Here is a 23,573-nt window from a genome sequence, read left to right as displayed (position 1 = left end):
CCTTGCGCCCAAGGCTGCGATCCCGCAAGACGGCAGAGATGGATTGAGGACGGGAATTTGGACGAGGCCCTCTGGCATCCCGACGCCGAAGATTTTGAGCTGAACCGCGTGCTGGCGGCCCTGGCCGATCCGCACCGGCGGCGCGTGGTGTTGCAGCTCGCCCGCGCCGATGGGCCGTGCCTGTGCGCCACCTTCAGCCTGCCGGTGGCCAAGGCCACGCGCACCCATCATTTCCGCGTGCTGCGGGGAGCCGGCCTCATCCGGCAGGTGGACCTCGGCAACGGCCGCTCGAACACGCTGCGCCGCGCCGATCTCGACCGTCGCTTTCCGGGCCTCATCGATGCCCTGCTGGCGGCGGAGCCGGAAAGCCCCGCCTCTGGTGTCGATCAGATGCCGGCATCCGCGTCCGGCGGGGCGAGCACGCCGGCACCGGTGAGATAGTCTTCCAGCGCGTGGATGCAGAGGGGGAGGTCAGCGGTGGTGTCGAGCACCAGTTCCGGCTGCTCCGGCTCCTCATAGGGCGCGCTGATGCCGGTGAAGTTGGCCATCTCGCCCTTGCGGGCACGGGCGTAATGCCCCTTGGGATCGCGCGCCTCGCATACGTCCAGCGGTGCGCGCACATGCACCTCGTGGAAGAAGGCGCCGGCGATCTCCCGCGCCCGCGCGCGGTCGGCGCGGGTGGGCGAGACGAGGGCGACGATGGCCACCTGCCCGTTGCGGGCGAGGAAGGTCGCGACCTCCGCGACGCGGCGGATGTTCTCCGAACGGTCCTCGGGTAGGAAGCCCAGGTCGCCGTTGAGACCCGTGCGCAGGGTGTCGCCATCCAGGAACAGCGGCGCGCCGCCGAGGTCGAACAGCCGCTTCTCCAGCGCCCGCGCCACGGTGGACTTGCCCGCCGCCGGCAGGCCGGTGAGCCAAAGCACCGCGCCGCCATGGCGATAGCGCGCGAGGCGGTCGGCGGGGCGCACGGCGCTGTCCACCGCCACCACCTCGCCCTTGGGCGCCGGCGACTTGTCCTCGCTCGCGGCCGACAGAACGATGCCGCCGCCGGCAATCTTGCGGTCCACCTCGATGACGATGCGTCCGAGGATGGGATTGATGGCATAGGCATCCGCCGCCAGCGGGCGGTGGAGCGCAATGTCCACCTCGCCCACATGGTTGCGGCCGAGCGCGGCGACGCCCTCGGTGGTGAGGTTCGCCGGGTCCACGGCGCTCGCAACGCTGCGCACGATGCCGGTGGCGCTGTTGGTGGCGAGGCGCACGGTCACCGCCGTGCCCGCCTTCAGCGGCGCATCGGCCAGCCAGAACACGCGGGCGGTGAGCCGGCGCGCGGCGCGCGGGCGCAGGTTGCCATGGGCGGCCACATCGCCACGGGCGACGAAGATGTCCTTGTCCAGCGTGACGCCGATCGATTGTCCCGCCGTCGCCGTGGTCGGTGCCGGGCCGGGCCAGGCCTCCAGCGAGCGGATGCGGGCGGTGGCACCCGACGGCTCGAAGGTTAGTTCGTCGCCCACCGCCAGATGCCCGCTCTCGATGCGGCCGGCAATGATGCGCCGCTCATCAAACTTGTAGACCGCCTGCACGGGAAAGCGCAGCGGCAGATCGCCTAGGCCGAGCGGCGCGGAGAGCTGGTCGAGCCCCTCGAGGATGGTCGGTCCGGCGTACCATTCGGCGCCCGCCGCGCGCTCCTTCACGAAGCCGCCCTCGCGGGCGGAGAGCGGCACGACGAACGCCGGATGCAGGCCGAAGCCATCGAGATAGGCGGCGACATCCGCCTCGATCTTGGCGAACACCGCGCGGTCATAGCCCACGCGGTCCATCTTGTTCACCGCCACGATCACCTGCTTGAGGCCCAGCAGGTGCAGCAGGAAGGCATGGCGGCGGGTCTGCTCGCGCACGCCCTCGGCGGCGTCGATGAGCAGCACGGCGGCATCCGCCTGCGCCGCGCCGGTGATCATGTTGCGCAGGAATTCAACATGGCCGGGGGCGTCGATCAGCAGATAGTCGCGCTTCGGCGTCGCGAAGCGGATCTGCGTCGTGTCCACGGTGATGCCTTGGTCGCGCTCGGTCTGGAGCGCGTCAAGCAGGAAGGACCATTCGAAGGGCATTCCCCGGCGGGCGGAGACGGCCTTGATCATCTCCAGCTTGCCGTCCGGCAGGGCGCCGGTCTCGTGCAGGATGCGGCCGACGAGGGTGGACTTGCCATGGTCCACATGGCCGACGATGACGATGCGCAGCAGCTCACGCTCGGCGGGCGTCGGAGAGGCGGCCGGCGTTTCGAGGGAAGCGGCGGTCTGTGCGGGAGCCTTGGCGGCGGACAATGCGTTCATCGGGCAGCCTCACAGATAGCCGGCGGTGCGCAGGCGCTCGAAGGCGTCTTCGCTCTCATGGTCCATGGCGCGGCCGGACCGTTCCGAGGTCTTGGTCACGGCGAGTTCCGCGAGAATTTCGTCCAGGGTTGAAGCGTCGGAATCCACCGGGAAAGTGATGTCCTTGTCGCCCAGCGAGCGGTAGCGCTTGCCGCCGTTCGAGAAATACAGCGGGATGACGGGAATGTTCTCGCGCTTCGTGTAGGCCCAGATGTCCATCTCCGTCCAATGCAGGATGGGATGGATGCGCAGATGGGCGCCGGGGGTGAGCGCCGTGTTGTACTGGTCCCAGAATTCCGGGGGCTGCTCGCGCACGTTCCACGCGCCATCGGTGCCGCGCGGGGAGAAGAAGCGCTCCTTGGCGCGGGTCGGCTCCTCGTCGCGGCGGATGCCGGCGATCACGCCGTCAAAGCCGTGCTTGGCGAGCGCGAGGCGCAGGCCTTCCGTCTTGCGGGCGGCGGAGCGGGCGGCGGGCGGCAGGGTCGGGTCCGTGCTCTCGATGGGCGGGCATTCCTCCAGCAGAAGATCGAGGCCCCATTCCTTCGAATAACGGTCGCGGAAGTCGTACATCTCCGGGAACTTCCGGCCGGTGTCCACATGCATGCAGGGAAAGGGCACGCGGCCGAAGAAGGCCTTGCGCGCCAGCCAGATCATGACGTTGGAATCCTTGCCCAGCGACCAGAGCAGGGCCACCTTCCGCAATTGGGCGAAGGCGTCGCGCAAAATGAAGATGCTCTGCGCCTCAAGCGCGTCCAGACGGTTCATGCCCGTCGTTCCTTTCCCAAAGGTCCCGCATCGCCTTGGTCCTTATACCCCCGCCGCCCATCCGCCACGAGCGGCAGGTTGGCACGGGACAGGGGTGCGGACGCCTCATTTGGCGATTGCATATTGGCGATCGCTATTTTAACTTTGGAATTACGTCAACCTCATTAATTAACATCAAGAATTCGGAATTAGGGAAACCCTGATCCGAAACCGGACCGGCCTTCATGACCTCACCGTTGCAGCAGAAGCTCAAGATCACGGGCCCCACCGTCATCACCGCCAATCGGCTCACCGATGGGATCGTGGTGTGGCTCACCGCGCGGGGCGACTGGGCGAGCGACCTCGCCGAGGCCGCCGTGCTGACCACGGCCGACGAGGTACTGAAGCTGCTCGCCACCGCCAATGCGGACGAGGCCAATGCGGTCGGCGCCTATCCCGCCCGCGTGGAGATCGGCACCGACGGCCGGCCGCATCCGGTCAACCTGCGCGAGCGCATCCGCGTTGGCGGCCCCACCATTGCCCTGCCGGGCGCCGCCTGAGCGAGCGACGGAACCTGACCCCATGTATGTGTATGACGAATTCGACCGGACCTTCCTGCAGGAGCGCGTGGATGAGTTCCGGGACCAGGTGCGCCGCCGCCTCTCGGGCGAACTGAACGAGGAGGAGTTCAAGCCCCTGCGGCTCATGAACGGCGTCTACCTCCAGCTGCACGCCTATATGCTGCGCATCGCCATTCCCTATGGCACGCTCTCGGCCGACCAGATGCGCGCGCTCGCCCATGTGGCCCGGCGCTATGACCGCAACTACGGCCATTTCACCACCCGCCAGAACATCCAGTTCAACTGGATCAAGCTGGAAGAGCTGCCCGACGCCATGGCGGACCTCGCCCGCGCCGGCCTGCACGGGCTCCAGACCTCGGGCAACTGCATCCGCAACACCACCACCGATCCCTGGGCGGCGGCGACGCCGGAGGAGATCGAGGATCCCCGCCTCTATGCGGAGATCATCCGGCAGTGGTCTACCCTCCACCCGGAATTCACCTACCTGCCGCGCAAGTTCAAGATCGCCATCACGGCCGCCAAGCACGACCGTGCCGCCATCCGCGTGCACGACATCGGTCTGCGCCTGCACCAGCGCGACGGCGAGACCGGCTTCGAGGTGATCGTCGGCGGCGGCCTCGGCCGCACGCCCTTCGTTGGCAAGACCATCCGGGAATTCCTGCCGCGCCATCACCTGCTCTCCTATCTGGAGGCGGTGCTGCGCACCTATAATGCGGGCGGCCGGCGCGACAACATCTACAAGGCGCGCATCAAGATCCAGGTGCACGAGATCGGCACCGAGGAATTCACCCGCCGCGTGGAAGAAGAGTGGGCGCAGATCAAGGACGGCGCCCTCACCCTCGATGACGCCGCCATCGACGCCATCCGCGCCCATTTCAAGGAGCCGGATTTCGAGGCGCTGACGGACGAGCCCGAGGTGCTGGTCGCTGCGAAGGCAGATAGCGCGTTCGCCCGCTGGTTCGGCAATTCGGTGGCGCCGCACAAGGTGCCGGGCCATGCCATCGTCACCATCTCGCTGAAGCCGGTGGGCGGCCCTCCGGGCGACGCAACGGCCGAGCAGATGGACGCCATTGCGGACCTCGCGGACCGCTTCGCCTATGGCGAGATCCGCGTGGCCCATGAGCAGAACCTCACCCTGCCCCACGTGCGGCAGAAGGATCTGCCGGAGCTGTGGCGGGCGCTCGACAAGCTCGGCCTTGCCACCCCCAACGTGGGCCTGATCTCGGACATCATCGCCTGCCCGGGCCTCGACTATTGCTCGCTGGCCAATGCCCGCTCCATTCCGCTGGCGCAGGACCTGACCAAGCGCTTCGCGGACCACGAGCGGGCAGCGGACATCGGCCGCGTCCACCTCAACATCTCGGGCTGCATCAATGCCTGCGGCCACCATCATGTGGGGCACATCGGCATTCTCGGCGTCGAGAAGAAGGACGAGGAATTCTACCAGATCACGCTGGGCGGCAAGGCCAACCACAAGGCGCGCCTCGGCGAGCTGATCGGCCCGGCCGTTCCGGAATCGGAAGTGGTGGACGTGGTGGAACGCATCCTCGATGCCTATGTCGAGCTGCGCCAGAGCCCGAGCGAGACCTTCATCGCCGCCGTGCAGCGGCTTGGCATCGAACCTTTCAAGGAGCGCGCCTATGCCGCTCGTTAAGCACGGAAAGCTCGTCACCGACGCTTTCGTGACCGTCGCTGACGACGAAACCCTGCCGGACGCGCCCGCCCTCGTCTCCGCCGAGCGGCTGCTGAAGGAGGCCGACGCGCTGTTTGCCCGCAACCAGCCCGTGGGCGTCATCTGGCCCAACAGCAAGGACGTGCTGGACCTCGCGCCCTTCGTGGACCGCTTGGCCGTGGTTGCCCTCGTGTTCCCGAAGTTCCGCGATGGCCGCGCCTATACGCAGGCCCGCCTGCTGCGCGAACGCCTCGGCTACAAGGGCGAGTTGCGTGCCATCGGCAACGTGCTGCGCGACCAGTTCCTGCTCATGGTCCGCTGCGGCTTCGATGCGCTGGACGTCGCCAAGGAGGCGGATGCGCAGGCGGTGGAGAAGGAGCTGAAGACCTATTCCGTCTTCTACCAGCCCACCGGCGACGGACGGCCGACCCCGCTGCGGGCCCGCCTCGCGGCGGCGCGCTCGGTCTGAGGCGCGCCGTGTCCGCGCTTGCGACACAGATCGACCTGGCCGACGAGGCGGCGCGCCTCGCGGCAACGCTCGAGGGGGCGTCGCCGCTCGACGTGCTGGAGCGCGCCATCGGCGGCCACCGGGGGCGCATCGCCGCCGTCTCCTCCTTCGGGACGGAATCTGCGGTGCTGCTGCACATGATCGCGCAGGTGGATCGCTCGGTACCGGTGCTGTTCCTCGACACCGGCCATCTCTTCACCGAAACGCTCCACTATCGCGACACGCTCATTGCCCGGCTCGGCCTCACGGACGTGCGCACCTACCGGCCGGACGAACAGCTTCGGGCGGAGCGGGACGCCGACAACGACCTCTGGGCGAGCGATACGGATGCCTGCTGCGCCCTGCGCAAGGTGGAGCCGCTCGGGCGCGCACTCGCGCCCTTTGAGGCCTGGATCAATGGCCGCAAGCGCTATCAGGCGGTGACGCGAGCGAACATTCCGTTCGTTGAAGCGGACGAGGGCCGCATCAAGTTCAATCCACTGGCGGCGCTCGGGCCAGACGATATCGAGGGCTGGATGACCGCCCACGACCTGCCGCGCCATCCCATGCAGAGGTTCGGCTTCGCCTCCATCGGCTGCATGCCCTGCACGTCGCGGGTCAAGCCGGGGGAAGATCCGCGGGCCGGCCGCTGGCGCGGACAGGCCAAGACGGAATGCGGCATCCACGTGCCAAAAGACAGCGAAGTTTTGTAATTTTTATTTTCATCGATTTTATTCAGTAAATCGATTGACCTTACAGAATGGGCCTGTATCGTTCGACGTGACGAACGAATGCGCCTCAAGGCGCGCCCACAGGAGGTCTTGATGTTCAAACGTCTGGCAGCGGCCCTACTCGCCGCCCCGCTTGCCCTGAGCCTTGCCGGCGCTCCCGCGCGCGCGGCGGACATCAATCTGCTCAATGTGAGCTACGACCCCACCCGCGAGCTGTATACCGACTTCAACAAGGCCTTCACCGCCTTCTGGAAGAAGGACCATCCGAACGACAATGTGACCATCCGCCAGTCGCACGGCGGCTCGGGCGCGCAGGCCCGCACGGTCATCGACGGCAGCCCCGCCGACGTGGTGACGCTGGCGCTCGCCTATGACATCGACGCCATCGCGGCCAAGGGCCTGCTGGACAAGGACTGGCAGAAGCGCCTGCCGGACAATTCCTCGCCTTACACCTCGACCATCGTCTTCCTCGTCCGCAAGGGTAACCCGAAGGGCATCAAGGACTGGGATGATCTGGTGAAGCCGGGCATCAAGGTCATCACCCCCAATCCCAAGACCTCCGGCGGCGCCCGCTGGAACTTCCTCGCGGCCTGGGGCGATGCGCTGAAGAAGAACAATGGCGACGAGCAGAAGGCCCTCGCTTATGTGACGGCCCTGTTCAAGAACGTGCCCGTGCTGGACACCGGAGCGCGTGGCGCCACTATCACCTTCGTGGAGCGCGGCCTCGGCGACGTGCTGATCGCCTGGGAGAACGAGGCTTATCTCTCCGTGAACGAGCTGGGCCCGGACAAGTTCGACATCGTCACCCCGCCCTACACCATTCTGGCCGAGCCGCCGGTGGCGGTGGTGGACAAGAATGTCGACAAGAAGGGCACGCGGGAAATCTCCGAAGCCTATCTCAAGTATCTTTACACGCCGGAAGGCCAGGAGATCGCGGCCCGCAATTATTATCGCCCGCGTCTCGCCTCGGTGGCCGAGAAGTACAAGGACAAGTTCGCCAAGACCCAGACTTTCACCATCGACGAGGTGTTCGGGGGCTGGACCAAGGCGCAGCAAAAGTTCTTCGCCGACGGCGGCGTGTTCGACAAGATCTACGGCAACTGAGCCGGACGTGAGGGGCTGCCGCCAGCGCAGCAGCCCCTCGGAACGCTCCAGCCGGTGCGGGCTGGATCAAGGCGCGGCGGCAGGTTCCGCCGCATCCTACTGATCCGGTCCGGCACGGCGGGCCTCTCACGACGCGGATGTCACCATGGCGGCAGCCACACGAGCTTCCTTCTTCCGGCCGCGCAGCGTCATTCCCGGCTTCGGGCTGACGTTCGGGCTGACCGTCACGTGGCTGAGCCTCATCGTGCTCATCCCGCTCGCAGCCCTCTTCCTGAAGACCACGGAACTGACCCTCGACCGCTTCATTGCCGTGGTGACGGGCCCGCGCACGCTCCACGCGCTCTGGGTGTCGTTCGGCATCTCATTCGCGGCGGCGGTGGTGAATGCCGTGTTCGGGACCATCGTGGTCTGGGCCTTGGTGCGCTACGATTTCCCCGGCCGCCGGCTGGTGGATGCCATCGTGGACGTGCCCTTCGCGCTGCCGACGGCAGTGGCCGGCATTTCGCTGACCGCGCTTTATGCGGAAAACGGCTGGATCGGCAGCCTGCTGGCGCCGCTCGGCATCAAGGTCGCCTTCACCCCGCTCGGCATCCTGGTGGCCCTCGTCTTTGTGGGCCTGCCCTTTGTGGTGCGTACCATCCAGCCGGTTCTGGCGGATCTCGACAAGCAATATGAAGAGGCCGCCGCCAGCCTTGGCGCCAGTCGCTTCGAGACCATCTGGCGCGTGGTGCTGCCCACCGTCTGGCCCGCGCTGCTCACCGGCTTTTCCCTCGCCTTCGCGCGGGGCATCGGAGAATACGGCTCGGTCATCTTCATCGCCGGCAACATGCCGAACGTTTCGGAGATTGCGCCTCTGCTCATCGTCGTTCGGCTGGAGGAGTTCCGCTATGCGGACGCCACTGCCATCGCCGTCGTGATGCTGGTCGCGTCCTTCATCCTTCTCCTCATCATCAACCGGCTCCAGCAATGGACCGAACGGCGGACCAGCGAGCGATGAGCGTGGCCGATCTCGCCCCTCCCCCTGTCTCGGTTCAGGCGCAGGCGATCCGTCGCGCGCCGCCCGTGCACACGGAGCCGCCGCTGGTGCGCTTCGCCGTCATCACGGTGGCACTCGTCTTCCTTGCGCTGGTGATCGGCCTGCCGCTCGTCTCCGTCTTCATCCAGGCCTTCGCCAAGGGCTGGGACACCTATGTGGCTGCCCTTGCCGACCCCGACGCCATCGCGGCGATCCAGCTCACGCTGCTGGTGGCCGCCATATCGGTGAGCCTCAATCTGGTGTTTGGGCTCGTCGCCTCCTGGGCTATCGCCAAGTTCGATTTCTGGGGCAAGAGCGCGCTCATCACCCTCATCGATCTGCCCTTTTCCGTGTCTCCGGTGGTGGCGGGCCTCGTCTTCGTGCTGCTGTTCGGCAGCCAGGGCCTGCTCGGCCCCTTCCTCCAGGCGCACGACATCAAGATCGTCTTCGCCATTCCGGGCATCGTACTCGCGACCGTCTTCGTCACCTTCCCCTTCGTGGCGCGGGAACTGATCCCGCTGATGCAGGAGCAAGGCACGGCGGAGGAAGAGGCGGCCATCTCGCTCGGCGCCTCAGGCCTCTCCACCTTCTTCCGCGTGACGCTCCCGAATGTGAAATGGGCGCTGCTCTACGGCGTGCTGCTCTGCAACGCCCGCGCCATGGGCGAATTCGGCGCCGTCTCCGTGGTCTCAGGCCACATTCGCGGCCTCACCAACACCATGCCGCTGCAGATCGAGATCCTCTACAACGAGTACCAGTTCGCGGCGTCTTTCGCGGTGGCCTCGCTGCTGGCCCTGCTCGCGCTGGTCACGCTCTGCGCCAAGTCCATTCTCGAACACCGCCTCGCACAGGAGCATTGAGATGACCATCGACGTGATCGGCGTCTCCAAGCGCTTCAAATCCTTCACCGCCCTCGACAATGTCTCGCTGCATGTGCGCAGCGGCGAGCTCGTCGCCCTGCTCGGCCCCTCCGGCTCGGGAAAGACGACGCTGCTGCGCATCATCGCCGGCCTCGACTGGCCGGATGAGGGAGAGGTGCAGTTCGACGGGGTGAATGCGCTCGATCGCTCGGTGCGGGACCGCAACGTGGGCTTCGTCTTTCAGCACTATGCCCTGTTCCGGCACATGAGCGTGTTCGAGAACGTCGCCTTCGGCCTGCGCGTGCGCAAGGGCGCCGACAAGCTGCCCGAGGCCGCCATCCGCGAGAAGGTCAACGAGCTGCTGCACCTCGTGCAGATCGACTGGCTGGCAGACCGCTATCCCGGCCAGCTCTCCGGCGGCCAGCGCCAGCGCGTGGCGCTCGCCCGCGCGCTGGCCATCTCGCCCCGCGTGCTGCTGCTGGACGAGCCCTTCGGCGCGCTGGATGCCAAGGTGCGCAAGGAATTGCGCCGCTGGCTGCGGCATCTGCATGAGGAACTGCCCGTCACGTCCCTCCTCGTCACCCACGATCAGGAAGAGGCGCTGGAACTGGCCGACCGCGTGGTGGTGATGGGCCACGGCAAGATCGAGCAAGTCGGCACGCCCAACGAGGTCTATGACCACCCCGCCACCGCCTTCGTGCACGATTTCATCGGCGAGACGCTGGCCTTGCCGGCTCAGGTGCGCTCGGGCCGGCTCTTCGTGGGCGAGCGGGCGCTGACACTGGACAGCCAGGGCGCGGCAGACGGCCCCGCCCGCCTCCTCACCCGCCCCCATGACGTGGAATTCGCCGCTCCGGACGAGGCCCCCTTCTCGGGCCGCGTGCTGGCGGTGCGCACCTATGGCCCGCTGCGCCGCGCGGACATCGAGATCGCGGGCGAGAACGGCCCGGTCGTCGTGGAAGCCGCCATTCCGCACAATGAGGTACTGGCGACTGGCGGGCGCGTCGGCCTGCTGCCGCGCCGATACAGGGTGTTCGGCGCTTCGGCCTGAGGATGTCCTGCGCAGGACGGGCGCCGGTGAACCGGCGCCCGAAACGCGTCACGCCTCGATGGCGGTCACCTTGCCGGTGCCGATCTCGTAGACGCCGCCGACCACCTGAAGCTTCTTGTCCGCCACCGCCTTGGAGAGGATGGGCGAGGCATCGCGCAGGCGGCGCACGTTGAAGCGCACGTTCTCCTCGATGGCCGTGGCGAGAAGATCCTTCGGCTGCTTGGCGATGGCGGCCTCGATGCCCGGCTTCAGGGCATTCACGAGACCCGGCAGATGGCCCGGCAAAGTGATGTTGTCCTTCACCACCTTGATGGTGGCATCGATGGCGCCGCAATTGGTATGGCCGAGCACCATGATGAGCGGCAGGCCGAGAACCTGCACGCCATATTCAAGGCTGGCGAGGCCGTCCTCATTCACGAAGTTGCCGGCGACGCGGCAGACGAACAACTCGCCCGGCCCCTGATCGAAGGCGAGTTCCGGCGCGACGCGGGAATCCGCGCAGCTCAGGATGGCCGCGAAGGGATACTGGGCCGAGGCGCGGGCGGCGCGGCCGGCGGAGAAATCATGCTGCCGCGGCTTGTTGGCGGCATAGCGGGCGTTGCCGTCCTTGAGGCGCTTCAGGGCCTCGGCGGGCGGGATGTCGTTGGGGCGAGCCGCCTGCGCCAGGGCGGCCGTCGGAGTGGCGAGGCCGCCGAGCAGGCCCGCCGCGGCGAGACCGGCCACCGCCATGCCACCGCCGAGGAGGTGGCGCCGCGACAGGCCATTGGTCGTGCACAGTTCACACATCCGGTGTCTCCCTGATCTTCCTTATGGAGCAGTGCCTTGCCGCGATGGGCGGATTAAGGCCCCCACCGCTTGTATGGAGACCTTCGCGGCTTGAAGAAACCGCTGTTTCGAACTCGACCAAATTTTGTCAAACTCGCGGCACGTGTGTATTGTCGAGACCGCACCGATGACCGCCAATGATACCGCCTTGCACACCTTTATTCAGCAAGGCGAAAACATGCGAAGCCATGAGGCCTTTGCCGGTGCGCTAAGAAGATATGCCCTTGATCTGGTGCGTTTGTACCGATCATCCCCCATCCTCAACAAGATCGTCAATGAGGAGGGGCGGTTTCTTATTTCAAGTCTCGCGCTTCAGCTTCATCTGCACCGCGATCCGCGCGATCCCGCCGATGGTCTCACCCTCAGCCGCCTGCGCGAGCTGTGCGCCGCTCATGGGGTCGCGAGCCCCGGCCGGGTGACGGCCTTTCTCGGCCTGATGCGGATGGCCGGCTTCGTCGCGCCTAAGCCCACCGAGGACCGCCGCAGCAAGCTGCTCGTGCCCACCGCGCGCCTGTGGGATCACGTACGCATCTATACAGTGATCCACATGCGCGGCATCGAGGCGCTCTATCCCGGCACGTCCTATCTCGCCCGGCTGGACCACGACGCGGCATTTCTGGAGAATTTTCATCGCGCGGCGGGCGGCTATTATCTGCGCGGGACGCGCCTGCCCGACGGCTTTCCGGAGCTCGCCGTCTTCACCAGCGCCGATGCGGGCTACATGGTGCTGCTCAGCATCTTCCTGCAACTGCCCTTGGAAGGGGGGCGGGCGCGGCCGGGCACCGTTGATCTGCCCCTGACGCCGACCGCCAAGCGCTTCGGCGTCTCCCGCAGCCATCTCGTCAACCTGCTGCGGGCGGCGCAGGCAGCCGGCTTTCTTGAGGTCTCCGGCAGCGGCGGGCGCGGCGTCGATGTCGCCCCTTCGCTCATCAGCCTGCTGGAACGCTGGTTCGGCGCCAACATGGCGCTCATGTCCCAATCGGCATCGGAAGCCGCCTTGCGCGCTGCCGCCTGAGGGCAGCGCAGAGCCGGCGGAAGCACGGGACCGGCGTTCGACGCCGGCCCCGTGTCCTCGGATCAGACGCCGTACTGCTTGAACCAGGCGAGCATGCGCTTCCAGCCGTCTTCGGCGGCTTCCTTGCGATAGCTCGGCCGGTAGTCGGCATGGAAAGCGTGGGGCGTGTCGGGATAGATGACGATCTCGACCGTCTTGCCCGCCGCCTTGGCGGCGTCGCGCTGCTTCTCCACATCAGCCACCGGAATGCCCGTGTCGGCGCCACCATAGAGGCCGAGCACCGGCGCCTTGAGATCGCCCACCACTTCGGCGGCGGTCTTCGGCTGGATGTCCGTGCGCTGACCGCCGAGCGGGCCGTACCACGCCACGGCCGCCTTTACCTTGGGGTTATGGGCGGCATAGAGCCAGGTGGCGCGCCCGCCGCGGCAGAAGCCGGTCACGGCGAGGCGGTTGCCGTCCGCTTTGGAATCCTTCACCGCCCAGGCCACCGCCGCGTCGAGGTCAGACAGCATCTCGGCATCAGGCTTCTTGGAGATGACCTGACTGACGATCTGCTGCACGTCGGTCATCTTGGTGAGGTCGCCCTGCCGGGCATAGAGCTCGGGCGCCACCGCGCAATAGCCGAGCTTGGCGAGGCGGCGGCAGGTGTCCTTGATGTATTCGTGGACGCCGAAGATCTCCTCGATGACGATCACCAGCGGGAACGGGCCGTTGCCTTCCGGCATGGCGCGATAGCCCGGCATGTTGCCGTCGGAGGTGGGGATCTGCACCTCGCCGGCCACGAGGCCGGTGGCGTCCGTGTGGATGGCCTGCGCCAGCACCGTGGTGGTGGCGAGGGTGAAGCCGGTGATCACCGTGGTCATCACGAAGCCGCGGCGGGAGAAGGGCTCGCGCACGAGGCCGTCGAGGCCCTGCAATTCGGGAGCGGGGGCACGTGGCGCGGCAATGGGAGACGTCATGCGAACCTCCAACGGACAGGGCGGAAGAAAGGATTGGCCGACGCCGGACCCAAAGCCTGCGCGAAACGGAAGTTCGGGCGGTTTGACACGTTCGTTACGTTACGTCCGATCGAGGGCGGCGGAGAGTGGCATGCCACCCCGGCAAGGGCGAGGCCTAACCGGCGCGCTGACGCTTACATTCCCGTGAAGAACGCAAAGGCCTGAACGGGCATTCAGACCGCGCCTAAACACCGGCCTCCGCCCGCGCCTGTGTCAGCGCGAAGGCGAGCGCCTTGCCGTCATAGGGCTTGCGGGCCAATGGCACGTCGGCAAGCTCGTCGGGGATGTTGTCGAGATCCGCATAGCCGGAGGCGAACACGAACGGAATCTGCCGCCGGCGCAGTTCCTGTGCCACCGGAACGGAGGTCCCGCCGCTGAGGTGAATGTCCAGCACCGCCGCATCGGGACGGAACCGGGCAAGGCGGTTCTCCGCCTCCAGCGCCGAGTTGCAGGTCTCCACCGCTTCCGCGCCGAGCGCCAGCAGCATGGCCTCCGCCTCCATGGCGATCAGCAACTGGTCTTCGACCACCAGCAGACTGAGCCCGCGCAGCGGCAGGTCATCGGGCGGTGGGGCGTCCGAAGCCGAAGCAGGCGCAACTGTCCTTGGATCGCTGCCCTGCCAGGTGATGTGGCGGCCTGGAATGCTGAACCGCGCCTTCACGCCGCTCACCAGATATTCGATGGCGCTGAAGCCGCCGAGGTCATAGGGCACGCTGCGGTCCACGAGCACGGAGCCAAAACCGCGTCGCCCTGCGGCCTGGACCGGCGGCCCGCCGCTTTCCTCCCAGGTGATGTCACAGCCGCCCGCCGGAGCCGGCACCCAGCGCACCATGAGCCGACCGCCGGGCGTGGAGAGGCTGCCGTATTTGGCGGCATTGGTCGCCATCTCATGAAACACCAGCGCCATCACCGAGAAGGCCTGCGCGTCCAGCATCAGCGGCCGCCCGTCCAGCGTCACCGCCGTGGCGTCGCGATAGGGCGACAACTCGGCGGTGAGAAGGTCCGACAGCAGCCCGCCGCCATCGCCCCGCACCACCTGATCGTGCGCATAGGCCAGGGCCTCGATGCGTCCCTTGAGGCTGCGGGAGTAGCTCGCGACATCGGTCGCCTCGGTCACGGGATGGGACACCAGCGACTTGATGAGGGCGAGGATGTTCTTGACCCGGTGGTTGAGCTCCTCATTCAGCAGGCGCTGGCGCACGTCCGCCTTGCCGCGCTCGTCGGCCAGCAGCTCATTGTGCCGCAGCACGATCTCCACCAAGGCATTGCGAGCGGCTTCGGCGAAGTCGCGGTCCGCCTGCGTCCAGGGCCAGGACTGGTGCTCCACCGTTTCCTTCCAGATGGCGAAGCTCTTGCGCGGGGTAAGACGATCGCCGTGAAGGCCGGTGGCATAATGCTTGTGCGGGTTGCCCGCCCATTCCACCGTCTGCACCGCCTCCTTGCGGAAGAAGAACAGATAGTCGCGCGGGCGGTGCGAGAGGGAAATGGCGAGAGCGCCGGCCACGGGGACGCCATAAGCGGACACCTCCGGCAGGATGTGGGAGAGCGTATGGCTCGCCCACACCGGCCCCTCGCCATGGGTGGCCACCGCGCGGGCGAGCGCGGGTGCCGCCGGGGCCGGCAGGGCCACGCCGTGGCTCGTCCATTCGCCTTCGATCCAGAGGCCCACACCGTCGCAGGGCATCAGGCCCATGAAGTCCGCCAGCGAGCCACGCAGAAGCTCGGGGAGCCCCGCATAGCGGGCGGCATGCCCGAGGATGCGGTCGAGCGTCCGCCGGGCACGGGTGGCCACCTCCAGCTTCTCGCGGTGGTTCACCGCTTCCAGATGCAGCGAGAAGAATTCGGCGAACATCTCCGCGCCGATCCGCTCTGCCATGGAGAGGACGCGCGGGCTGTAATGATGGCAGGCGATCAGGCCCCAGAGCTGGCCGCCGATGACGATGGAGAGCGACATGGAGGCGCTGACGCCCATGTTGCGCAGATATTCGCAATGGATGGGCGAGACGCTGCGCAGATGGGCGAAGGACAGATCCAGCGGCTCGCCCGACGCATTGAACTCGGGTTCCATGGGGATGCGGGCGCCGGAAGAATCCGAGACGATGCGGATGATGTTCTTCAGATAGAGTTCGCGCGCCTGGCGGGGAATGTCGCCGGCGGGAAAGTGCTGGCCGAGGAAGCTCTCGAGGCTCGGCATCCGGGCTTCGCTCACCACCTTGCCCGAACCGTCGGCATCGAACCGGTAGATCATCACCCGGTCATAGCCCAGCAGCGTGCGCACCAGATGGCTGGCCCGGCGCAGCAGCACGTCCGGCTCGCCCAGCCGGCTCACCTGCGAGATGAGCGCCCGGACGAATTCCACCGGCGTGCCCGAGCGCCCTTTCGGCGCCGCCTCACATTCGATGATGACGACGCCCTTGTAGATATGGACCGCCACATCGAAGGCGCGCTCGCCGATATTGAGGCCAAGCAGCAGGCCGGGCCGCGCGGGATCGGTGGCTGTCGTCAGCGCATTGCGGATGTCGTGGGCGGCCTTGCCGCCAAGCACCGCCTCGAGCCGCAGGCCGTTGATGCCGGCGGAGGGCAGATGAAGCACATCGGCTGCGTTGGCGGAGTGACAGAGGATATGGCCCGCATCCGGCGTACAGGCGATCAGGCAGCCATGGGGTTGGATAGAGCCTGGGATATGGATGGGCTCGCGATCGCAATTGGTCAGGTCGACGGCTTCGGCATTCGGCATTCATCAGGTCCCGCGAGGGCCCTCCGACGCCTTTGTCGAACGGGCCAAGCCCCCATCCCCGGGATCTCAAGCGGCACCCCGAATACAGCGGATGGACGACAACATCGCTTGCCGTCGATTGTTCCCGAGTACCGTGGAAATTCTCTGGGCTGTGTCGTTGACCCGAACAGGAAGAGTGGCACGGGCCGGCCAGCGCGCGAGCGGCGAGCACACTGGCCTCCTACAGGAAGCCCTTACCTCACCGATCCAGCGCCCGCCGCAGCGCCGCCAGGCAGGCGGGGTCCAGAGCGGTGCCACTCATCTCTTCCATGATCTCCAGCGCCCGCGCCACGGACATGGCCGCGCGATAGGGCCGATCGGCGGTGAGGGCATCGAAGATGTCGGCGGTGGTGATGATCCGGGTGTCGAGATCGATGGTCGCCCCCGAAAGGCCGCGCGGATAGCCTTTTCCGTCCAGGCGCTCGTGATGGGCACCGGCGACGGCGGCCAGATGGCGAAAGGGGCGGATGCGCGCGAGGATGGTTTCCGATAGCTCCGCATGGCGCTGCATGGCCGCCCGCTCCTCCGGCTCCAGGGGACCGGGCTTGTCGAGAATGGTGTTGCTGACGCCGAGCTTGCCGATGTCGTGCAGCAGCGCCGCCCGCCGCAACCAGCGCCGGCGCAGGTCCGGCAGGCCCATCTCGGCGGCAATGGTGTCCGCCACATCGGTCACGCGGGCGCTGTGGCCGGCGGTAAAGGGGCTCTTGGCGTCGATCACCTGCGCGAAGGCGGCGGCGATGTCGTCGAGATAGTCGTCATCCACCGTTGCCCGCACATGCAGCGGCACCTGGCCGGCGATGGCCTCCTGAAGCTCCGCCGAGGCCAACGTCTCCCAGAAGCCCGGCTGCGCCGCCACCCGGCGGAAAGCCTCGACGAGACGGGGCTCGAACCAGCCGTCCGCGCGGCTGGTGACTTCCGCCACCGCCGCCTCGGGTCCGCCGGCGGTGAAGAACACGTCCGCCACCTGCGCCAGCAGCGCGATGCGGGAGAACAGCGGGATGGCGGTGCCCTTCAGGCCGCCCGGTTTGCCGGAACCGTCCCAATGTTCATCCAGACCGCGAATGCCCCGTGCCACCGCGTCGGAAAAACGCATGAGGCGGGCGATCTCCGCGCCGCGCACGCAGCGGGTCTCGATCAGTTCGCGCGTCAGTCTGCCACCGTTGCGGACGATGCGGACGATGGCGCGCAGGCGCTCCGCCGGCCCCGCCTGCAGCCCGGTATGCGCGAGAACGAAGCGCAGCGCCTGCTTGAGGCTGCCATCCAGATGCTTCGAACCGGATTTGATGGTGCGGTCGTCGGCCAGATAGAGTTCGCAGATCCGCGCCGCATTGGAGCTGCAACCGAGATCCTTGAGGATCAGCGTATAGGACAGGTCCGCCAGTTGCCCCTCGGGGAGGCCCAGCTCCTGGCCGATCCGCACCCCGATCCAGCAGCAGCGCAGGCAATGGCCTTCCGCCTGGCCCTCGGTGAGGTCGAGCGCATGGCTGAGCGCGGCCAGCAGATCCGCCAGCAGGACATGATCGGCCGCCGTCGCCGCAGCGCCGGGTGCGGACGTCCTGTCCTCAGACGCCCCCGTCATGTCCGCGTTCCGCGTCACACTGCCTCCTGATCCGCCTTCTGCCTTAGCAGCGCGTGCTCGCCCGGGGCTGGTGCCCCCGTGACGGCGAGTGGACCTGCCCTTGCCGCCCGCAAGTGGAAGGCGTGAGGGGCGGACAAGACACCCGCCGAGCCGGCGGAGCGCCCATGCGGCCCGCATGCATTGCCGCATGGGCGCGGCGCGGCTACATCTGGGGCGCCATTTTCTGCCGGGGCGCCATGACCGCTTCTCTCTCCGCATCCGAAACCGCCGCCATCGTCCCTGCCGAAACGCTGCGCATCGCGGTGGCGCAGTTGAACCCGGTGGTGGGCGATGTTGCCGGCAATGCGGAGAAGGTCCGCATGGCGCGGGACGAGGCGGCGCTACAGGGCGCGGACCTCGTGGTCTTCTCCGAACTGTTCCTCGCCGGCTATCCGCCGGAGGATCTGGTGCTGAAGCCCGCCTTCCAGCAGGCCTGCCGCGCGGCGCTGGACGAGCTCGCGGCGGAGACCGTCGGCGGCCCGGCGCTGCTGGTTGGCGCGCCCTGGGTGGAGGACGGGCACCTGCACAATGGCGTCTTCCTACTGGAAGGCGGACGCATCGCGGCCAAGCGCTTCAAGGTGGACCTGCCGAATTATGGCGTCTTCGACGAGAAGCGCGTGTTCGTGCCCGGCCCCCTGCCCGGCCCGATCCCCTTCAAGGGCGTTCGCCTTGGCGTGCCGGTGTGCGAGGACATCTGGGGGCCGGACGTGGTGGAGTGCCTGTCCGAGACGGGCGCCGAAATCCTCATCGTGCCCAACGGCTCGCCCTATCGCCGCTCGGTCTATGACGAGCGGGCCAATATCGCGGTGGCCCGCGTGGTGGAGAGCGGCCTGCCGCTGCTCTATGTCAATCAGGTGGGCGGGCAGGACGAACTGGTGTTCGACGGCGCCTCCTTCGCCCTCAATGCCGACCGCACGCAGGTGATGCAGTTCCCCGGCTTTGCCGAGCGGGTGCGCACCACGCAGTGGCGGCGCTATGAGAACGGCTGGAAGTGCGAGGAAGCCCCCTTCGCCGACCGCCTCGAAGGCGACCGGGCGGACTATGCGGCCTGCGTCCTCGGCCTCAAGGACTATGTGAACAAGAACCGCTTCCCCGGCGTGGTGCTCGGCCTCTCCGGCGGCATCGACAGTGCCATCTGCGCCGCCATGGCGGTGGATGCACTGGGACCGGAGCGGGTCCACTGCATCATGCTGCCCTATCGCTTCACCTCGCAGGACAGCCTCTCGGATGCCGCCGACGTCGCCCGCCGCCTCGGCGTGCGCTACGACACGCTGCCCATCGCGCCCGCCGTGGAGGCGCTGGAGGGCGTGCTCGCCCCCCTCTTCGCCGGGCGGGAACGGGACGTGACGGAGGAGAACCTCCAGTCGCGCGTCCGCGGTACGCTGCTCATGTCCGTCTCCAACAAGTTCGGAGCCATGGTGGTGACCACCGGCAACAAGTCGGAGATGTCCACCGGCTATGCGACGCTCTATGGCGACATGAACGGCGGCTACAATCCCATCAAGGATCTCTACAAGACCGAGGTCTTCCGCCTCTCCCGCCTGCGCAACACCTGGAAGCCCACGGGCGCGCTGGGACCGGACGGCATCGTCATTCCCGACGCCCTCATCGACAAGCCGCCGACGGCCGAATTGCGCGAGAACCAGAAGGATCAGGATTCGCTGCCGCCCTATGAGGTGCTGGACGCCATCCTCGCCCGCCTTGTGGAAGCGGAGACCCCTGTGGCGCAGCTCATCGCGGACGGCTTCGACCCGGCGGTGGTGAAGCGCGTGGAGCGGATGCTGAACATCGCCGAATACAAGCGCCGGCAGGCGGCGCCGGGCGTGAAGGTGACGACCCGCAACTTCGGCCGCGACCGGCGCTATCCCATCACCAACGGTTTCCGCGATCTCGGCTGACGCCGGCGCGCTTCACGCGACGGACACGACATCGTCACTGCCGAGCGGCTCGGCGGCGTCACCGTCGCGGCCCTCCAATATGGCGCGGCGCTTGCCGAGTTCGCGCCCCACATAATCCATGAAGGCCCGCACGCGGGCGGTCTGCTTGATATCGGGATGGGTGAGCAGCCAGAGGCTGCCGTCGATCTCCGCATCGAGCGCCTGCAACCGCGTGAGGCCCGGCGTCGCCGCGCCGATGAAGCAGGGCAGCACCGCCAGCCCCATGCCGGCCGCCGCCGCCTGCGCAAGGCCGAGCAGCGTGTTCACCCGATAGACGATGCGGTCCTCGCCCGCCCGCTCCTTCAGCCATTTGGCGGCCTTGATGGCGCCGATGGGTTCGGCGAAGCCCACCCAATTGTGCTGGCGCATATGGGCGAGTTCGAAGGCCCGCGTGTCCGGACCGCCCGCCGCCCCATAAACGCCCCAGGCGATGGAGGCCACGCGCCGCCCGACCAGCGCATCGCCCGGCCGGTCGCTCGCCCGCACCGCCACGTCGGCATCGCGCTTGGTGAGGTTGAGGGTCTGGTTGGAGACGATGATCTCCAGCCGGATTTCGGGATAGGCCGCGCGGAAGGAGGCGAAGACCGGCGTCAGGAGATGCACCAGCAGCGTGTCGTTGGTGGTGACGCGCAGTTCCCCGGAGGGGCGCAGGTCGCGTCCCGTGATGCGGCGCTCGATGGAGGTGATTTCCTCGCCCATGCGCTCGGCAAGGCGGACCAGTTCTTCCCCGGTCACGGTCGGAGCATAGCCGGTGCGGGCGCGCTCGAACAGGCGCGCTCCGAGCAGGGCCTCCAGCGCGCCGAGGCGCCGGAAGACCGTGGAATGGTTGACCCCCAGCACCTCCGCGGCGCCAGCGAGGGATCGTGTCTCCGCTATGGCTTTGACCAGCCGGAAGTCGTCCCAGGCAATCATGTCATAGGGCCGCCTTACAACCGAGGGTCGCTACCATCGATGGTATCGCGCTCTACGCAGAAAACCAGCCCCCCGCATCCAGAACAACGCGGGAGGCGGGCCGACCTCGCGGCGTGTCAGCCGCCCTTCTGCTGCTCCTCGGCCTTCTTGACCGGCGGCTCTTCTTCCAGCCCGCTCTGCAGCTTCTTCTCGATCTTCGTCAGGTCTTCCGGCTCGGGCTTGGAATCGCGCGCATGCGCCCACTGGAAGGTCGCCTCCAGCTTCCGTCCCACCTTCCAGTAGGCATCGCCCAGATGGTCATTGATGACGGGATCCTGCGGCTTCAGCTCCACCGCCCGCTCCAGCTCGGTGACCGCATCGTCATAGCGGCCGAGGCGGTAATAGGCCCAGCCGAGGCTGTCGACGATGTAGCCGTCGTCCGGACGCAGCGACACCGCCTTGCGGATCATGTCCAGCGCCTGATCGAGGTTGAGGCCCTGGTCCACCCACGAATAGCCGAGATAGTTCAGCACGTGCGGCTGATCGGGATAGAGCTTGAGCGCCATCTTGAGGTCCGCCTCCGCAGCGGGCCAGTTCTTGTTGCGCTCGTTGCAGATGCCCCGGAAGTAGAACAGCGTCCAGTTGTTGCGGGTGGGCTCCTTCAGCTGGTCGATGACCTTGCCATAGGTGTCGGCGCATTCCGCATACATCTTGTGGCCGCGATAGAGGCCGCCCAGCGCCACCAGCGCGTCGGTGTCCTTGGGATCGCTCTCCACCAGCGCGACCAGATGCTTGCGCGCCTCGTCGAACTTGCCGGCGATGTCCAGATTGATGGACATCTGCACTTCCGCATTGCGCTTCAGCGGCGAATTGGCGGGGATCTTCTCATAGACGCTGATGGCCTTCAGCGGCTGCTTGAGTTGCTCATAAAGGTCGGCCAGCGTCAGGCCGGCGAGCGGATGATCGGGCGCCAGCCACAAGGAGAGCTGGAGATAGACCATGGCGAGGTCTTCGCCGCCCTGGCGGCCGAGGGCGGCGCCGAGGCTGTAGAGCACCTCGGCCGCGCCTTCCTGCGGCGTGCGGATCAGCGGGCCGAGCGTCTTGCCGGCCTGCAGCTCCGCCTCCGCCGACATCACCAGCGGATGGCGGGGCAGCAGCTTCTCGAACGCCTGATAGGTGGCGAGCGCCGTTTCCTTGTCGACGTTGCGCGATTGCCAGCGGGCATAGGCATCCACCGCGCGCAGCGTCGCCGGATCGGTCTGCGCCGCCTTTTCCAGCCGCTTGCCCGCTTCCTTCTTGAGGCCGGCGGCATCGAGAATGAGACCGGCGTTGATGTCCTTGAAGGCGGCGTACCAGTCCGGCCCCTGCAGGCGGTCGATCAGTTCGACGCCGGACTTGGCGTTGCCGGAGCCGACCATGGTCCAGGCGGCAAGCAGGGTGGCGGTGAGGTCGCCGATGGGGCCGCGGACGGACAGGGAGAGATTGGTGCGGGCGGTCTGATACTGGCCGCGCTTGATGGCCCGCGCCGCGAGGGCGAGGCGCGCGATGCGGTGCGAGCGGTCCACCTTCACGAGGCGCTCGGCCAGCGGCATCGCCTCTTCCACCTCGCCGGCCACCAGCATGGCGAAGAAGGCGCGCTCGACCAGTTCGTCATTGCGCGGGTCGGCCTTCATCAGCGCCCGCAGATAGGTCACGGCGGCATCGGAATCGCGCTCGGCACCCGCCAGACGGGCGGAGAGGAAGCTACCGGCGACGGAGGTCTCGGGCGCGCTCAGGTCCTCTTTCGCGAAAGCGGGGGCGGTAGTGGCCAGCGCCGTGCACAGAGAAAGGGCGAGGGCCAGAGGCGATGAAAGGGAGAGAATCTTCACCGTGAGGGAATCCCAAGAAGGAGCGCACCAGACAGCCAAACCGCGCGCGATGGCGGGAGGATGGCCGCTTTCCCGACGCCTCGCAAGCAAGGCCACGCCGAGGGACGGGGACGGCGTGCTTGCCGCATGCCGCGGACCGGGCCATAAGCGAACCCATGCAAAGGCTTGTGGCGCGCGCGCCGGCAAAGGTCAATCTGACATTGCGCATCCTCCGGCGCCGTCCGGACGGGTTTCACGATCTCGCGAGTATCGTTGCATTTGCGGGCGCTTGCGATGTGGTGACGCTGGAGTCGGACGCCCCCCTCGGCCTTGCCGTTGCGGGACCGTCCGCCGCTGCCGCAGGGCCGGATGCGGACAATCTCATCCTGCGCGCCGCCGATGCTTTCGCCCGCCATGTGCCCGGTGCCCGCCTCGGCCGTTTCACGCTCACCAAGCGCCTGCCGGTGGCGGCAGGAATCGGGGGAGGCTCCTCCGACGCGGCCGCCGCCTTGCGCCTGCTGGCGCAGATCAACGACATCGCGCTCGATGATCCGCGCCTCCACGCCGCAGCCAGGGAGGTGGGCGCCGACGTGCCCGTCTGCCTCGATCCGCAGGCCCGGATCATGGAAGGCATCGGCGAGCGGCTGTCCGAGCCGCTGGGTCTCGCACCGCTGTTCGCCGTGCTGGTGAACTGCCGCGTGCCGGTGCCGACGGCCGATGTCTTCCGCACGCTGGGCCTCCGGGCCGGCGAGGATCTGGCGGGTCTGCCGCACGAGGCGCCCATGAGCACCGGCCGCGCGGCTGTGATGCGGCACCTCGTCCTGCACGGCAACGATCTGGAACCGCCCGCCGAGACGGTAGCCCCCGAGATCACCCGCGTGAAGGCGATGCTGGCCCAAGAACCGGAGGTCCGGCTGGTGCGGATGTCCGGTTCCGGTGCGACGGTTTTTGCGCTGACCGACGACTGCCGGGCCGCCGCGCAGGTGGCACGGCGGGTCGCTGCCGCGGAACCCGGCTGGTGGGTCCGCCCCACCGTGCTGCGCTAGGGGTGC

20 protein-coding genes are annotated in these 23,573 nt (G+C 67.5%); 12 read left to right on the top strand and 8 right to left on the bottom strand.

What is annotated here, in order from left to right; translation table 11 throughout:
• Nucleotides 1–57: 57 nt before the first annotated feature.
• Nucleotides 58–441 carry an ArsR/SmtB family transcription factor gene (locus AZC_RS04765; protein ID WP_043878906.1) on the top strand — a complete coding sequence of 128 codons (384 nt, stop codon included), beginning with the start codon at nt 58–60 and terminating at the stop codon, nt 439–441.
• On the opposite strand, the gene cysC is transcribed toward AZC_RS04765, so the two are convergent.
• Both cysC and cysD read right to left on the bottom strand, forming a co-directional pair.
• Nucleotides 387–2,330, bottom strand: a complete 1,944-nt coding sequence (cysC, locus tag AZC_RS04760; protein WP_012169459.1) for an adenylyl-sulfate kinase — start codon at nt 2,328–2,330, stop codon at nt 387–389. The genes AZC_RS04765 and cysC overlap by 55 nt on opposite strands.
• A 9-nt stretch (nt 2,331–2,339) precedes the next feature.
• Nucleotides 2,340–3,134 carry a sulfate adenylyltransferase subunit CysD gene (gene cysD / locus AZC_RS04755; RefSeq protein WP_012169458.1) on the bottom strand — a complete coding sequence of 265 codons (795 nt, stop codon included), beginning with the start codon at nt 3,132–3,134 and terminating at the stop codon, nt 2,340–2,342.
• Nucleotides 3,135–3,358: 224 nt separating this feature from the next.
• Between cysD and AZC_RS04750 the strand changes: the two genes are divergently transcribed.
• The 8 genes from AZC_RS04750 (at nt 3,359) to AZC_RS04715 (ending at nt 10,614) form a co-directional block, all read left to right on the top strand.
• Nucleotides 3,359–3,673 (top strand): DUF2849 domain-containing protein, encoded by a 315-nt coding sequence (locus tag AZC_RS04750; protein WP_012169457.1) that lies wholly within the window; start codon nt 3,359–3,361, stop codon nt 3,671–3,673.
• A 22-nt stretch (nt 3,674–3,695) separates the two neighbouring features.
• Complete coding sequence (locus AZC_RS04745) at nt 3,696–5,348, top strand: nitrite/sulfite reductase (protein ID WP_012169456.1); 1,653 nt, start codon at nt 3,696–3,698, stop codon at nt 5,346–5,348.
• Nucleotides 5,335–5,835 carry a DUF934 domain-containing protein gene (locus tag AZC_RS04740; RefSeq protein WP_043878905.1) on the top strand — a complete coding sequence of 167 codons (501 nt, stop codon included), beginning with the start codon at nt 5,335–5,337 and terminating at the stop codon, nt 5,833–5,835. The genes AZC_RS04745 and AZC_RS04740 overlap by 14 nt, the downstream gene beginning before the upstream one ends.
• An 8-nt stretch (nt 5,836–5,843) precedes the next feature.
• Nucleotides 5,844–6,566 carry a phosphoadenylyl-sulfate reductase gene (locus AZC_RS04735; RefSeq protein WP_012169454.1) on the top strand — a complete coding sequence of 241 codons (723 nt, stop codon included), beginning with the start codon at nt 5,844–5,846 and terminating at the stop codon, nt 6,564–6,566.
• 111 nt (nt 6,567–6,677) lie between these two features.
• Nucleotides 6,678–7,688: a sulfate ABC transporter substrate-binding protein gene (locus AZC_RS04730; RefSeq protein WP_043878903.1), complete on the top strand. Its 1,011-nt coding sequence runs from the start codon at nt 6,678–6,680 to the stop codon at nt 7,686–7,688.
• Between the two features lie 145 nt (nt 7,689–7,833).
• Entirely contained in the window at nt 7,834–8,685 is an 852-nt protein-coding gene (cysT, locus tag AZC_RS04725; RefSeq protein WP_012169452.1) for a sulfate ABC transporter permease subunit CysT, read from the top strand.
• Complete coding sequence (gene cysW / locus AZC_RS04720) at nt 8,682–9,563, top strand: sulfate ABC transporter permease subunit CysW (protein ID WP_012169451.1); 882 nt, start codon at nt 8,682–8,684, stop codon at nt 9,561–9,563. Before cysT ends, cysW begins: the two co-directional genes overlap by 4 nt.
• 1 nt (nt 9,564) lies before the next feature.
• The gene (locus AZC_RS04715) at nt 9,565–10,614 is read left to right on the top strand and encodes a sulfate/molybdate ABC transporter ATP-binding protein (protein WP_012169450.1); all 1,050 of its coding nucleotides are present in this window, start codon (nt 9,565–9,567) and stop codon (nt 10,612–10,614) included.
• Nucleotides 10,615–10,662: 48 nt separating this feature from the next.
• Here the strand turns inward: AZC_RS04715 and AZC_RS04710 are convergent, their stop codons facing one another.
• Nucleotides 10,663–11,400, bottom strand: a complete 738-nt coding sequence (locus AZC_RS04710; protein ID WP_012169449.1) for a carbonic anhydrase — start codon at nt 11,398–11,400, stop codon at nt 10,663–10,665.
• 217 nt (nt 11,401–11,617) lie between these two features.
• Here AZC_RS04710 and AZC_RS04705 point away from each other — a divergent pair, with 217 nt between their 5' ends.
• Entirely contained in the window at nt 11,618–12,454 is an 837-nt protein-coding gene (locus tag AZC_RS04705) for a hypothetical protein (RefSeq protein ID WP_148209802.1), read from the top strand.
• 62 nt (nt 12,455–12,516) lie between these two features.
• Here AZC_RS04705 and AZC_RS04700 read toward each other — a convergent pair whose 3' ends face one another.
• The 3 genes from AZC_RS04700 to AZC_RS04690 all read right to left on the bottom strand — a co-directional run bounded on the left by AZC_RS04700 (nt 12,517) and on the right by AZC_RS04690 (nt 17,807).
• Nucleotides 12,517–13,413 carry a dienelactone hydrolase family protein gene (locus tag AZC_RS04700; protein WP_043878901.1) on the bottom strand — a complete coding sequence of 299 codons (897 nt, stop codon included), beginning with the start codon at nt 13,411–13,413 and terminating at the stop codon, nt 12,517–12,519.
• Between the two features lie 223 nt (nt 13,414–13,636).
• Complete coding sequence (locus tag AZC_RS04695; protein ID WP_012169446.1) at nt 13,637–16,189, bottom strand: HWE histidine kinase domain-containing protein; 2,553 nt, start codon at nt 16,187–16,189, stop codon at nt 13,637–13,639.
• A 238-nt stretch (nt 16,190–16,427) separates the two neighbouring features.
• Nucleotides 16,428–17,807, bottom strand: coding sequence for an HD-GYP domain-containing protein (locus tag AZC_RS04690; protein WP_043878900.1), 1,380 nt, complete (start codon nt 17,805–17,807; stop codon nt 16,428–16,430).
• A 236-nt stretch (nt 17,808–18,043) separates the two neighbouring features.
• On the opposite strand from AZC_RS04690, the gene AZC_RS04685 reads away from it, so the two are divergent.
• Nucleotides 18,044–19,744 (top strand): NAD+ synthase, encoded by a 1,701-nt coding sequence (locus AZC_RS04685; protein ID WP_012169444.1) that lies wholly within the window; start codon nt 18,044–18,046, stop codon nt 19,742–19,744.
• 12 nt (nt 19,745–19,756) lie between these two features.
• Here AZC_RS04685 and AZC_RS04680 read toward each other — a convergent pair whose 3' ends face one another.
• Both AZC_RS04680 and AZC_RS04675 read right to left on the bottom strand, forming a co-directional pair.
• A complete protein-coding gene (locus AZC_RS04680; protein ID WP_012169443.1) occupies nt 19,757–20,695 on the bottom strand; it encodes a LysR family transcriptional regulator in 939 nt (312 codons plus the stop codon).
• A gap of 116 nt (nt 20,696–20,811) precedes the next feature.
• The gene (locus tag AZC_RS04675) at nt 20,812–22,542 is read right to left on the bottom strand and encodes a tetratricopeptide repeat protein (protein WP_244421794.1); all 1,731 of its coding nucleotides are present in this window, start codon (nt 22,540–22,542) and stop codon (nt 20,812–20,814) included.
• 155 nt (nt 22,543–22,697) lie between these two features.
• Between AZC_RS04675 and AZC_RS04670 the strand changes: the two genes are divergently transcribed.
• Entirely contained in the window at nt 22,698–23,567 is an 870-nt protein-coding gene (locus AZC_RS04670; protein WP_012169441.1) for a 4-(cytidine 5'-diphospho)-2-C-methyl-D-erythritol kinase, read from the top strand.
• Nucleotides 23,568–23,573: the final 6 nt, after the last annotated feature.

This window comes from Azorhizobium caulinodans ORS 571, from assembly GCF_000010525.1.
Taxonomy (GTDB): Bacteria; Pseudomonadota; Alphaproteobacteria; order Rhizobiales; family Xanthobacteraceae; genus Azorhizobium; species Azorhizobium caulinodans.
Note: the sequence above shows the minus strand (reverse complement) of the source record. Positions and strands in the feature narration are given on the sequence as shown.

Coding starts and splice junctions, on each gene's coding strand:
- AZC_RS04715 (WP_012169450.1), top strand. CDS start 9,565: ATGACCATCGACGTGATCGGCGTCTCCAAGCGCTTCAAATCCTTCACC.
- AZC_RS04745 (WP_012169456.1), top strand. CDS start 3,696: ATGTATGTGTATGACGAATTCGACCGGACCTTCCTGCAGGAGCGCGTG.
- AZC_RS04705 (WP_148209802.1), top strand. CDS start 11,618: ATGCGAAGCCATGAGGCCTTTGCCGGTGCGCTAAGAAGATATGCCCTT.
- AZC_RS04680 (WP_012169443.1), bottom strand. CDS start 20,695: ATGATTGCCTGGGACGACTTCCGGCTGGTCAAAGCCATAGCGGAGACA.
- AZC_RS04730 (WP_043878903.1), top strand. CDS start 6,678: ATGTTCAAACGTCTGGCAGCGGCCCTACTCGCCGCCCCGCTTGCCCTG.
- AZC_RS04690 (WP_043878900.1), bottom strand. CDS start 17,807: ATGACGGGGGCGTCTGAGGACAGGACGTCCGCACCCGGCGCTGCGGCG.
- cysT (WP_012169452.1), top strand. CDS start 7,834: ATGGCGGCAGCCACACGAGCTTCCTTCTTCCGGCCGCGCAGCGTCATT.
- AZC_RS04695 (WP_012169446.1), bottom strand. CDS start 16,189: ATGCCGAATGCCGAAGCCGTCGACCTGACCAATTGCGATCGCGAGCCC.
- cysW (WP_012169451.1), top strand. CDS start 8,682: ATGAGCGTGGCCGATCTCGCCCCTCCCCCTGTCTCGGTTCAGGCGCAG.
- cysD (WP_012169458.1), bottom strand. CDS start 3,134: ATGAACCGTCTGGACGCGCTTGAGGCGCAGAGCATCTTCATTTTGCGC.
- AZC_RS04710 (WP_012169449.1), bottom strand. CDS start 11,400: ATGTGTGAACTGTGCACGACCAATGGCCTGTCGCGGCGCCACCTCCTC.
- AZC_RS04750 (WP_012169457.1), top strand. CDS start 3,359: ATGACCTCACCGTTGCAGCAGAAGCTCAAGATCACGGGCCCCACCGTC.
- AZC_RS04740 (WP_043878905.1), top strand. CDS start 5,335: ATGCCGCTCGTTAAGCACGGAAAGCTCGTCACCGACGCTTTCGTGACC.
- AZC_RS04670 (WP_012169441.1), top strand. CDS start 22,698: ATGCAAAGGCTTGTGGCGCGCGCGCCGGCAAAGGTCAATCTGACATTG.
- cysC (WP_012169459.1), bottom strand. CDS start 2,330: ATGAACGCATTGTCCGCCGCCAAGGCTCCCGCACAGACCGCCGCTTCC.
- AZC_RS04700 (WP_043878901.1), bottom strand. CDS start 13,413: ATGACGTCTCCCATTGCCGCGCCACGTGCCCCCGCTCCCGAATTGCAG.
- AZC_RS04685 (WP_012169444.1), top strand. CDS start 18,044: ATGACCGCTTCTCTCTCCGCATCCGAAACCGCCGCCATCGTCCCTGCC.